Annotated in this window: 9 protein-coding genes; 8 read left to right on the top strand and 1 reads right to left on the bottom strand. The window is 69.4% G+C overall.

What is annotated here, in order from left to right:
- Positions 1-11 precede the first annotated feature (11 nt).
- From ACZ69Q_RS02160 to ACZ69Q_RS02125, 8 genes are all read left to right on the top strand, one after another.
- A complete protein-coding gene (locus ACZ69Q_RS02160) occupies positions 12-1871 on the top strand; it encodes a glycoside hydrolase (RefSeq protein ID WP_471034754.1) in 1860 nt (619 codons plus the stop codon).
- Between the two features lie 232 nt (positions 1872-2103).
- Entirely contained in the window at positions 2104-3369 is a 1266-nt protein-coding gene (locus ACZ69Q_RS02155; protein WP_471034753.1) for an ABC transporter substrate-binding protein, read from the top strand.
- Positions 3370-3389: 20 nt separating this feature from the next.
- Complete coding sequence (locus tag ACZ69Q_RS02150; protein ID WP_471034752.1) at positions 3390-4355, top strand: carbohydrate ABC transporter permease; 966 nt, start codon at positions 3390-3392, stop codon at positions 4353-4355.
- Positions 4352-5242, top strand: a complete 891-nt coding sequence (locus tag ACZ69Q_RS02145; protein WP_471034751.1) for a carbohydrate ABC transporter permease — start codon at positions 4352-4354, stop codon at positions 5240-5242. Before ACZ69Q_RS02150 ends, ACZ69Q_RS02145 begins: the two co-directional genes overlap by 4 nt.
- 12 nt (positions 5243-5254) lie before the next feature.
- Entirely contained in the window at positions 5255-8128 is a 2874-nt protein-coding gene (locus tag ACZ69Q_RS02140) for a glycoside hydrolase family 2 TIM barrel-domain containing protein (RefSeq protein ID WP_471034747.1), read from the top strand.
- Between the two features lie 137 nt (positions 8129-8265).
- The gene (locus tag ACZ69Q_RS02135; protein WP_471034743.1) at positions 8266-9273 is read left to right on the top strand and encodes an ABC transporter ATP-binding protein; all 1008 of its coding nucleotides are present in this window, start codon (positions 8266-8268) and stop codon (positions 9271-9273) included.
- On the top strand, positions 9273-10079 hold the full coding sequence (locus tag ACZ69Q_RS02130; protein ID WP_471034739.1) for an ABC-2 family transporter protein: 807 nt from the start codon (positions 9273-9275) through the stop codon (positions 10077-10079). The genes ACZ69Q_RS02135 and ACZ69Q_RS02130 overlap by 1 nt, the downstream gene beginning before the upstream one ends.
- Before the next feature lies 1 nt (position 10080).
- Entirely contained in the window at positions 10081-10890 is an 810-nt protein-coding gene (locus ACZ69Q_RS02125; RefSeq protein WP_471034737.1) for an ABC transporter permease, read from the top strand.
- A 112-nt stretch (positions 10891-11002) separates the two neighbouring features.
- Here the strand turns inward: ACZ69Q_RS02125 and ACZ69Q_RS02120 are convergent, their stop codons facing one another.
- A complete protein-coding gene (locus ACZ69Q_RS02120) occupies positions 11003-12280 on the bottom strand; it encodes an MFS transporter (RefSeq protein ID WP_471034733.1) in 1278 nt (425 codons plus the stop codon).
- Positions 12281-12312: the final 32 nt, after the last annotated feature.

Below are 12312 nucleotides of genomic sequence, written 5' to 3'. Positions count from 1 at the left end.
CGACGGAAGGGATGCACGTGACTCTCCCCCGCATCAACCCCCACCCCCGCAGATCGGTCCTGCTGACGGCAGCCGCCGCGCTGGCCGTCGCGGGACCTCTCATATCGGCCCCGCCCGCGAGCGCGGCCCCCACCCCGGCGGCCGAGGTCTCCCCGCACGCCGCGCAGGCCATCGACAACATCGGTGCCTCCGGCGCGTGGTGGGTCAACGACCTGAAGAACTTCGACCCGAAGGTCCAGGCCCGGGTCGCGAGGCTGCTGTTCTCCTCCGACGGCCTGGACCTGAGCGCCTACCGCTACAACATCGGCGGCGGTGGCACGGGCGTGACCTACGCGCCGCGCGCCCCCGAGGACTTCCGCAGCGACGACGGCACCTACGACTGGAGCAAGGACAAGGCGGGCCGTACGTTCCTGTACGCCGCCGCGAAGTACGGCGTCGAGGATCTGATCGGCTTCGTCAACAGCGCGCCCGCCGAGTGGAAGACCAACTCCAAGAGCTGCGGCGGCTATCTGAAGACGGAGAACGAGCAGGACTTCGCGAAGTACGTCGCCGATGTCACCGGCCACTTCGCGAAGCAGGGCGTGAAGCTCGACTACATCAGCCCCTTCAACGAGCCGACGAACAGCTTCGACTCCTGCGGCCAGGAGGGCATGCTCGTCGACGTCCCGCAGCGCGACGACATCGTACGGACGCTGGGCGCCGAGCTGGAGGCCCGCAAGCAGCGGACCGGCATCATCGCCGACGAGTCGACCAGCACGGTGAAGTTCAACGACGAGGTCCCGCGCTGGATCAACGAGCCGGGCACCGCCCGGTACGTCGACAAGCTGGCCCACCACACCTACGACAACCCCTCCGACGCCAACCGCGCGAAGGTGTACGAGACGTCGAAGTCGGTCGGCAAGACGTCCTGGTCCACGGAGATCTGCTGCTTCGGCAAGGGCGGCACGGGCTGGGCGCAGGAGTACGACCCGACCATCGACGGCGGTCTGAGCCTGTCGCGGATCATCTACAAGGACTTCGCGACGGCGCACGACTCGGCGTTCCACTGGTGGGTCGCCCTGTCGGAGATGATCGGCTCCGACCCGCTCGCCAAGAACGACCAGGGCTGGAACGACGGCCTGATCTACTACGACCCGAACTACGCCACCAACGGCAACCAGACGCTGTACTTCACCAAGCGCTACTACGCGCTCGGCCAGTACAGCAAGTTCGTGAAGCCGGGCTCGGTCATGCACAACGTGACCGGGCTGCCGGACGGCGTGGAGGCCTCCGCCTACGACCGGGGCGGCAAGTGGGTGGTCGTGGTCAACAACCACAACTCCACCGACACGGACCTGAACCTGCACTTCAACAGCAAGTCGCCGCTGCGCGCCGCCAAGGCGGTCCGTACGTCGGCCGACGAGAACTGGGCGAATGTCGCGCGGCCCTCGGTGAAGGGCGGCACGGTGTCCGCGTCACTGCCGGCCCGCTCCATCACGACGTACGTCCTCGACCAGAAGCCGTACGCCGCCACCTCGGCCCTGACCGGTGCCTGGCAGGGCGAGCAGTCGGGCAAGTGCCTGACCGCCGACGCCTCGGGCGCGGTGATCGGCGCCTGCACGGGCACGGCCGCGCAGCAGTGGTCGTACGACCGCCGGGGTGCGCTGAAGGGCCCCAACGGCTATCTGACGGTGGGGAGTTCGGGACTCTCGGCCGCCGCCGGCTTCACCGGTGAGGCCGGGCAGCGGTGGCTGTTGAACTCAGGCGGGCAGATCGTCAGCGAGGCTTCGGGCAAGTGCCTCGACGTCGGCGGGCAGGCGACCGCCGACGGCAGCAAGGTGGGCGTCTACACCTGCAACGGTGGCACCAACCAGACCTGGATCCGGCAGTAACTCCCCTCTGCTCAAAGGGGGTTGCGGGTCCCTGGTGCGGCGGTCCGCAACCCCCTCTCGTCCGGTATCCCGAACATTGCACAACGCTTCATGCAGACTTCGTCCAACCCCTTGCCGAAGCCTTAGCCGAAGGTTAACGTCCCGCACCGCACCCCCATTTGAGCCATCTGGCGCTGAGCCGCTTCAGCCCGGGGCGCATCGCCGCAGCCGCACTCGAGACAAGGACGTCACCATGTCGGCACCGAACAACAGCAACTTCAGCCGCCGAACCGCACTGCGGGCCGCGTTGGGCCTGGCCGCCGCCGGCGGGCTCGCCGCGTGCGGCGGCAACAACGGGCGTGGCAGCGGCTCCGGTTCGGGTGTCAACCTCAACCAGTACTTCCACGCCTACGGCGAGGCCGGGACCGAGCAGGCCGTCAAGAAGTACGCCAAGGCGTACAAGGGCGCCAACGTGACCACGCAGTGGATCACGGCCGCCGACTTCGAGAACAAGCTCTTCGCGACGCTGCTCACCGACAACGCACCCGACCTGTTCGAGTTCCACCCGCAGATCCAGATGGTCAAGAGCGGCCAGGTCGCGGACCTGACCGACATCATCGATCCGGTCAAGGACGACTTCAACCCGGCCGACATCGCCTCGCACACGGTGGACGGGAAGATATACGGCGTCCGCATGATCGACGACCCGCAGTTCTTCTTCTACCGCCCCTCGCTGCTGGAGAAGGCGGGAGTGAAGGTCCCCGAGACCCTGGACGAGCTGATCGAGGCCGCCGCCAAACTGACCACCGGCAAGGTCAAGGGCCTGTACCTCGGCAACGACCTGCACGCCGTCATCAACCCGATGATCTGGTCCGCGGGCGCCGACACCCTCGACGACAAGAACCAGATCGCCTACCACACGGACGGCGTCGTCGACGGCCTGAAGAAGATGCGTTCGCTGTTCACCAGCGGCGACCTCCTGCTCGGCGCCCCGACCGACTACTGGGACCCGTCCGCGTTCAACCAGGGCCTGTGCGCGATGCAGTTCTGCGGCATGTGGGCGATGCCGCAGATGCAGCAGGCGCACGGCGACGACATCGGTGTCTTCCCCTTCCCGAAGGTCACGGACGACGGCAAGCAGTCGGTCTACAACGGCGGTTGGTCGATGTTCGTCAACGCCAAGAGCAAGAACGTCGACGCGGCCAAGGAGTACGTGAAGTGGCTGTGGATCGACCAGAAGGAGTACCAGGAGGACTGGGCCACCTCCTACGGCTTCCACATCCCGCCGCGCACGTCGATCGCCGAGAGCGCGGACAAGCTGAAGTCGGGCCTGCCGGCCGAGGGCGTCAAGCTCTTCAACGAGTTCGGCCACTTCGACAACATCGGCTGGACCCAGGCCATGATCAGCGCGCTGGAGGACGTCTTCGCGAACTGCGTCCGCAAGGGCGGTGACCCGCAGGCCGCCCTCGACAAGGCGGACGAAGCCGTGAACCGCGAGCTCAAGAAGCTCTTCGGATAGGCCGGCGGACGGACCACGACATGTCGACGACCTCCGAGCTCGACCTCGCGAGCCCCGCCCCGGCCAAGGCCTCCCCGGCCAGGTCGCGGCGGGGACTGCGGGGCAACAGCACCTTCAACTTCTGGCTCTTCACCGGGCCGTTCCTCATCGGGCTGGCGATCTTCATCTACGTCCCGATCGGCTGGAGCGTCTACCTCAGCTTCTTCGAGGCGCGGTTCACGGTCACGCCGGAGAAGTTCATCGGCCTCGACAACTACCGGCACATGCTGACGAACGACGACTTCGTCGGCTCACTGGGCACCTTCACCGTCTTCGCCGCGTTCATCGTGCCCACCACCTGGGCGCTCTCGCTGGGCCTCGCGCTGCTGGTGAACCGGCTCAGGTTCATGCGGGCGTTCTTCCGGTCGGTGTTCTTCCTGCCGACCGCGGTCAGCTATGTCGCCGCGGCACTGATCTGGAAGATGTCCATCTTCAGCGGTGTCCGCTTCGGTCTGATGAACACGGTCCTCGGCTGGTTCGGGATCGAGAACATCGCCTGGCTCGCCGACCCCAATCCGCCCTGGTACTGGCTGGTCATCGTCACGGCCCGGCTGTGGCTGCAGTCCGGCTTCTACATGATCCTGTTCATCGCGGCGCTGCAGAACATCCCGGCCGAGCTGTACGAGGCCGCCGCCATCGACGGTGCCAAGCGGGGCTGGCAGACCTTCCGGTACATCACGCTGCCGCAGCTCAGGGCCACCTCGACCGCGGTCGTCCTGCTGCTGCTCGTCGCCGCCTACCAGGCCTTCGACGAGTTCTACAACCTGCTGGACAAGACGACCTGGGGCCGCCCGCCGCTGGTCGAGCTGTATCTGAAGGCCCTGGGCGAGAACCAGGACTACGGCGCCGGCAGCGCGGGTGCCGTGATCCTGACCGTGCTGATCTGTGTCGTGACCCTGTTCCAGGGCAAGCTCATGGGCTTCGGAAGGGGGGACGAGTCCAAGTGACCACCACCACGCCCGACATCCGCAAGACCACCCCGAACCGCAAGGCCCGCCGTAGCGGCCGCGGCGGCGTGATGGGCAACACCGGCCTCTACCTGGCCACCGGCGTCGCCGCCCTGCTGTTCCTGGTGCCGTTCTACATCCTGGTGCGCAACGCGCTGTCCACGGACGCCCAGATCACCGGGGAGAACTGGACGTTCTTCCCCACGGACATCCAGTGGGGCAACATCACCTCCCCGTTCGACGACTCCTCGGTGCCCTTCGCCCGGTCGCTGTGGAACTCCACCGTCGTCGCCGTGCTGCACACCGCAGGCGTCCTGCTGGTGTGCTCGCTCGCCGGCTACGGCCTGGCCCGCATCCCGTACCGGCACGCCAACAAGGTGTTCTACGTCGTGCTGGGCACCCTGATGGTCCCGACAGCCGTGACGTTCGTCCCCAGTTTCGTGCTGGTCTCGTCGCTCGGCTGGGTGGACAGTTACCGGGGCCTCATCATCCCGGGCCTGTTCAGTGGTTTCACCTGCTTCCTCTTCCGGCAGTACTTCCTGGGGTTCCCCAAGGAGCTGGAGGAGGCGGCGCGCGTGGACGGGCTCGGCTACTGGGGCGCGTACTGGCGTGTCGTGGTGCCGAACTCGCTGAACTTCTTCGCCGCGATCGCCACCATCACCTTCATCAACGGCTGGAACTCCTTCCTGTGGCCGCTGGTCATCGGCCAGGACCCCGGTGCGTGGACCGTGCAGGTCGCGCTCTCCTCGTACACGACCGGCCAGACGGTCGTGTTCCACCAGATCTTCATGGCGACAGCGATTTCTATCCTGCCCTTGTTGTTCGTGTTCCTCTTCCTTCAGCGCTGGCTGGTACAGGGGATCGCACAGACCGGCATCAAGGGCTGAGCAAGGAGACAGATGTCTTTCCGCACTACCCGAACCGTCGACTACGTCGAGGACGTCGCACCCGGCGCCGGGGCCCTGGCGCCCCGCGCCTGGTACGCCGCCTCGGACGCGAAGTCCCTGTCCCTGAACGGCGACTGGCGCTTCAGGCTGTCGGCGACCGCCGACGCCGAGGACGACTCCTTCGCCGCGGAGGGCTACGACGCCGGGGACTGGGCCAAGGTCACGGTCCCCGGCCACTGGGTCCTCCAGGGCGACGGCGCGTTCGGTGCGCCGATCTACACCAACCACCTCTACCCCTTCCCGGTGGACCCGCCGCACGTCCCGACGGAGAACCCGACCGGCGACCACCTGCGGGTCTTCGACCTGCCGGACGACTGGCCCGCCCTGGACGACGGCGGCGCCGTGCTGCGCTTCGACGGCGTCGAGTCCTGCGCCCGCATCTGGCTGAACGGCACCGAGCTCGGCGAGTTCAAGGGCTCCCGCCTGCCCCACGAGTTCACGGTCGGCGCGCTGCTGAAGCCGGCCGGCAACGTGCTCGCCGTCCGGGTGCACCAGTGGTCGGCGGGCTCCTACCTGGAGGACCAGGACCAGTGGTGGCTGCCCGGCATCTTCCGTGACGTCACCCTGCTGCACCGCCCGGCGGGCGCGGCGGGCGACTTCTTCGTGCACGCCTCCTACGACCACACCACGGGCGAGGGCACCCTGCGCGTCGACTCCGACGTCGACGGGCGGGTGTCCGTGCCCGCCCTCGACATCGATGTCGCGACCGGCGAGCCGGTCACCGTCGCGGTCCGGCCGTGGTCGGCGGAGACGCCGAAGCTGTACGACGGCGAGCTGATCACCGCGGGGGAGCGTGTGCCGCTGCGCATCGGCTTCCGCACGGTCGCCCTGGCGGACGGCCTGATCAAGGTCAACGGCAAGGCGGTCCTGTTCAAGGGCGTCAACCGGCACGAGTGGCACCCCGAGAAGGGCCGTGCCCTGGACCTGGAGACCATGCGCGAGGACGTGCTGCTGATGAAGCGGCACAACCTCAACGCCGTGCGCACCTCGCACTACCCGCCGCACCCGGCCTTCCTCGACCTGTGCGACGAGTACGGTCTGTGGGTCATCGACGAGTGCGACCTGGAGACCCACGGCTTCACCGAGCAGGGCTGGCGCGACAACCCCGTCGACGACGACCGCTGGACCCCGGCCCTGCTGGACCGCGCGGCCCGGATGGTCGAGCGCGACAAGAACCACCCCTCGATCGTGTTCTGGTCGCTGGGCAACGAAGCCGGCACCGGACGCGGGCTCACCGCGATGGCCGAGTGGATCCACGGCCGGGACGCCTCCCGCCTGGTGCACTACGAGGGCGACTGGAACTGCCGCGACACCGATGTGTACTCGCGGATGTACGCCTCCCACGCCGAGGTCGAGCGGATCGGGCAGCACCTGGACGGCGGCGCCGGCAAGCGGCGCGAACTGCCCTTCATCCAGTGCGAGTACGGGCACGCGATGGGCAACGGCCCCGGCGGCATCGCGGACTACCAGCGGATCTTCGAGCGCCACGACCGGCTCCAGGGCGGCTTCATCTGGGAGTGGATCGACCACGGCGTCCGCCACCCCGAGCTGGGCTTCGCCTACGGCGGCGACTTCGGCGAGGAGCTGCACGACGGCAACTTCGTCTGCGACGGGCTGGTCTTCCCGGACCGGCGGCCCTCCCCGGGGCTCGTCGAGTACAAGAAGGTCATCGAGCCGGTCCGCATCGAGGGCGCCGACGGCACCGTGCGCGTGACCAACGCGTACGCCTTCGCCGACCTCTCGCACCTGGAGTTCGAGTTCTCGTACCAGGTGGACGGCGATTCCACGGGTGCGCACACCCTGGCCGTGCCGCCGCTCGCACCGGGTGAGTCGGCGGAGGTCAAGCTGCCGGCGGCCGCTCCCGACGGTGACGGCGCCGAGGTCGGGTGGACGGTCCGGGCGCTGCTCGCCGAGGACACCCCTTGGGCGGGCCGGGGCCATGAGGTGGCCTGGGCGCAGCGGACCGTCACACCGCGCGCGCCTCTCGCGCCGGCCATCGGCGCCGCGCCCACGGCCGACGGCGAGCGGATCCTGCTCGGCCCGGCCGCCTTCGACGCCCGCACGGGCGCCCTGCGGTCCCTCGGCGGAGTCGACGTCACCGGTCCGCGCCTGGACGTGTGGCGCGCCCCCACCGACAACGACGAGGGCGCGTCCTGGCAGGACGACACCCGGTGGGGCGTGCTGTGGCGGCAGCTCGGCCTGCACCGGATGCGGCACCGGCTGGACGGCGTGGAGGTGGGTGCCGACGCGCTGACCGTACGGACCCGGGTGGCACCCGCCGCCCGTGACGTGGGCCTGCGCACGGACTACCGCTGGACGTCCGACGGCACCCGGCTGCGCCTGACCGTCTCGGTCGTCCCCGAGGGCGACTGGAAGGTGCCGCTGCCCCGGCTCGGCGTACGGTTCGGGCTGCCGGCGGCCTCCGTCGGGTCCGCGTCCTGGTTCGGCAGCGGCGGCGAGGCGTACCCGGACACCAAGGCCGCGGCGAAGCTCCTGCTGTGGGACGCGAGCATCGAAGAGCTCCAGACGCCGTACGTCCGCCCGCAGGAGAACGGCGCCCGCTCCGACGTCCGCTGGGTGGAGCTCGGCGGGCTGCGGATCGAGGGCGAGCCGGAGTTCTGGTTCAGCGCGCGGCCCTGGACCAGTGAGCAGTTGGACGCCGCCCGGCATCTGACCGACCTCACGCCGGGCGACACGGTCTGGGTCAACCTCGACCACGGCCAGCACGGCATCGGCTCGCAGTCGTGCGGGCCGGGTCCGCTGCCGCAGTACTTCCTCGAGGCCGAGCCGGCGGAGTTCTCGTTCGTGTTCTCGGCCACCGAGTGAAGATCACGAGACGGAAACCGTAAATCGATTGACCGATTGATCGACTTTCCGAAACCGTCGGAAGGTCGCCCGCGGCCGGTCGGCAGCCTTGCCGACCGGCCGCGGTTTGCGCTCGTCCGCTAAGGAGTTGATGCCACTTGGTTGGCAGCATCGAGGTCCGCGGCTTGTCCCGGACCTTCCACACCACCGTCCGCCGCCCCGGTTTCGCCGGCGCGGTCCGCTCTCTCGTCAACCCGCAGAAGGTCGCCAAACACGCAGTCTCCGAGGTCACCTTCTCGGTCGCCGCCGGCGAACTCCTCGCCCTGCTCGGCCCGAACGGCGCCGGCAAGTCCACCACCATCAAGATGCTCACCGGCATCCTCACCCCCAGCGCGGGCGAGGCCCGGGTCGCGGGCGTGGTGCCGTACGAGGAACGCGAACGCAATGCCCGCAACATCGGCACGGTCTTCGGGCAGCGCACCCAGCTCTGGTGGGACCTGCCGGTGCGCGAGTCGTTCGCGATCCTGCGGGACATCTACGAGGTGCCGAAGGCCGAACACGCGGCGCGGCTGAAGGAGTTCGACGACCTCCTCGACCTCTCCTCCTTCTGGGACACCCGGGTCCGCCATCTCTCCCTCGGCCAGCGCGTGCGCTCCGACCTGGCCGCAGCCCTGCTGCACGACCCGCCGGTCGTCTTCCTCGACGAGCCGACCATCGGCATGGACGTGGTGGTGAAGGAGCAGGTGCGCGAGTTCCTGCGGCACCAGGTGGCGGAGCGCGGCCGTACGGTCCTGCTCACCACCCACGACATGACGGAGGTCGAGCGGCTCGCCGAGCGGGTCGTGCTGATCAACCACGGGCGGCTCGTCCTGGACGGCACCCTGGACGAGATCCGCCGCAAGTTCGGCTCGACCTGGCAGGTGCGGGTGACGCTGGCCGACCCGCACACCGAGGTCGGCGCCCTGCCGGGCATCGCGCTGCTGCGCCGCGAGGGCCCGCAGGCGGTCTTCGGTCCGGACGGCCCGGACGCGCCGACCGTGCACCAGGCGCTGAAGCGGGTCATCGAGCGGTACGAGGTGACGGACCTCGCCCTGGACGAGGCGGACCTGGAGGACGTGATGCGGGCCGCGTACGCACATGCCGGGCCCGCGGCGGAGGGAGCCTGATGGCCTCCGTCCTGCACGGCTGGCGGGCGGCCCGTGTCACCCCGCTCGGCGAACTGCACACACCGCCCCGGATGACGGCCGTCCTGCTGCGGCTGACCGTCCAGGTGGTCCTGGTGGCGTCGCTGTGGCGCGGCCTGTACGCCCACACCGGAACCACCGCCGGGCTGACCCGCGAGCAGGCGGTGACGTACGCGGTCCTGGCCGTACTCGCCTCGCGGCTGCGGGAGCTGGACCAGTACGCGGGCCGGGACACGGTCATCCAGCACATGCACTTCGGCACGATCGTCTACTGGTACCTGCGTCCGCTGCCGCCGCAGCGCTACTACGCCCTGCGCGCGCTCGGCGAGCAGCTCTACGGCCTCGCGTGGGCGCTGTTCGGATACGTGATCTGCCTGGCCGCGGGGGTCGTCGAACCGCCCCGGTCCGCCGCGGTGGCCGGGGTGTTCGCGCTGAGCATGCTGCTGGGCCAGTGGGTCCTGTACTACGTCATGCTGCTGCTCGACCAGCTCTGCTTCTTCACCATCCGCAACAACTCCGCGATGCTGATCCTGATCTTCGCGCAGAACCTGATGTCCGGGGTGTACGCGCCGCTGTGGTTCTTCCCCGACTGGTTCATCACGCTGAGCGGCTTCCTTCCGTTCCAGGCGACGCTGAGCGTGCCGCTGTCGATCTACGTCGGCCGGATCGAACTGTCCGACGCAGGGGCGCAGTTGGCGCTCCAGGCGGCCTGGGTGCTGGTGCTGGCGCTGCTCACCCGCTGGGTGTGGCGGCGGGCGGCGCGGCGTGTGATCTCGCAGGGAGGCTGAGATGTCGTCGAAGGCCGTGAAATCCCTGCGCATCGTGTGGCGTATCTCGCTGCTCAACATCCGTGCCGCGATGGAGTACCGCACGGAGTTCCTGCTGAACATCGCGATCGGCGCGATCTGGCAGATGTCGGTGATCGTGTTCGCGACGGTGCTGCTGGCCCGGTTCACCGGGATGGGCGGCTGGGACAGCGGGGACGTGCTGCTCATCCCTGCGGTCCGGATGCTCGCGCACGGTCTGTTCGTGCTGCTGCTGGGCCGGATGCACTTCATCGGCCGGCAGGTCCAGGAGGGACGGATCGACATCTACCTCCTGCGCCCGATGCCGGTGCACCGCCAGGTCCAGCTCGACTACTTCCCCACCAACGCGATCGGTGACCTGACGGTTGCGGCGGGCCTGATGGCAGGCGCGCTCAGCCGCAGCACCCTGGACTGGTCGGCGGGCCGCGTCTCGTATCTGATCGCCGCGGTCGTCGGCGGCATGCTCCTGGAGGCCGCCCTGTTCACGGCCGTCGCCTCCGCGTGCCTGCGCTATCCCGCCGCCGACTACTGGGGCCGCTGGCTGGAGGAACTGCTCGGCACCTTCGGCAGCTACCCGCTGAACGTCCTCCCGAAGGCGGTGGGCGGCTTCCTCACCTTCGCCCTCCCGCTCGCGTTCATCGCATACTTCCCGGCGGCGGTCCTCACGGGCCATGACACAGCCGTTCCTTACTGGCTGGCCGCGTGCTCGCCGCTGCTGGGGCTGGCCGCGTATCTGGGGGCCCGCGGGCTGTGGCGGTGGGCGCTCGGGCACTACACCGGGGTGAACGGATAGCCGAGCCGGCCGGCAGCCGGGGGGCTGCCGGCCGGTGAATCGGCTTGCTGGGCCGCGGAGTTCCACCCTGCGGGTGACCGCTGCGACGATGTGACGCCACGAGGTGAGCCGGTCAGGTCCGGTGACCCGCATGCCGTATCGGCGTGAAGAGCGCGGCGCCGGCGATCAGTACGCAGCACAAGCCCGCGACCAGGGCGACCGGGGTCGTGCCGTGATGTTCCGCGGCCCAGGTGAGGACGGCCGCGCCGATCGGGGCCGCCGAGAACTGCAGGGTCCAGAAGGCGGAGGTGACCCGGCCGAGGAGCGGCTCCGGAGTGACCTCCTGGCGCAGCGACAGGGAGCAGGTGCCGGCAATGCCGACGCAGGCCAGGAAAGCCGCGGTCAGGGCCGCGACGACGGGGACGTCCCGCGCCCAGCCGAGCCCGGCGAAGGACAGCCCGCACACCGCGACCGCACCGGTCCAGGTGGGCCCGAAGCCGAGCCGGCTGCGGAGCCGGGCCACCAGGAGGGCGCCGGTGATCGTGCCGAGCGCGCCGACGGCCAGGATGGTGCCGACCGTGCCGTCGTCGTGGCCGAGGTCGTGCTTGAGGTGGTAGATCACCAGGTCGTTCAGGCCGAGGGTGAGGAAGCTGAACACGAACAGCAGAGCCGTCAGAGCGCGCAGCACCGGGTGGCCGCGGAGAAAGTCGATGCCGGTGCGCAGATCCCGCCACAGCCCCGACCGCTCGGTGGACTTCCCGTGCCGTGCCTGCAGTCGTACGAAGGCCAGGCAGGCGGCGGATACACCGAAACTGGCCGCGTCCACGCCGACGGCCGCGGCCGGGCCCGACCAGGCGGCGACCAGTCCGGCGCACAGCGGCCCGAGCACGCCGGCCGCGGCGGCGGTGGCGTTCAGCCGGCCGTTGGCCTCGGTGAGCCGCTCGGTGCCGACCAGGCCGCGGACGACGGTGACATAGCCGACGGCGAACAGCATGCCGACGGCCTCGCACAGCGGCAGGACGACGTACAGCAGCCAGATCTGCGGTCCGAACAGCCACACCAGCGGGACGAGTCCGTACAGCACCATGCGCACGAGATCGCAGGCGATGAGCAGCTTGCGCCGGTCGACCCGGTCCACGACGGCCCCCGCGAACACGGCCGCGAACACCGAGGCGGCCCCACCGACCGCCGTGAGCAGCCCCATCCGCGCGATCGATCCCGTCGCCTGGAGCACCAGCAGCGGCAGAGCGATCAGCGCGAAGGAGTCCCCGAGAAAGGAGAGAGTCTGCGCGACCCAGAAGATCCCGAAGTCGCGTTGCCGCCACAGGGGGCGTGCGGGGTCGTCCGGCGGGGACGCGGGAGGGAGGTGTGGGGCGTCGGCTTCCCTCTCGTGCTCTGCCTCGTACGTCATCCGCCCCCCGTCGATTCGCGATCCCGGACATG

The organism is Streptomyces sp. NPDC036764 (assembly GCF_055609385.1).
The sequence above is the reverse complement of the archived record's forward strand: the minus strand, read 5'-3'. Positions and strand labels throughout refer to the sequence as shown.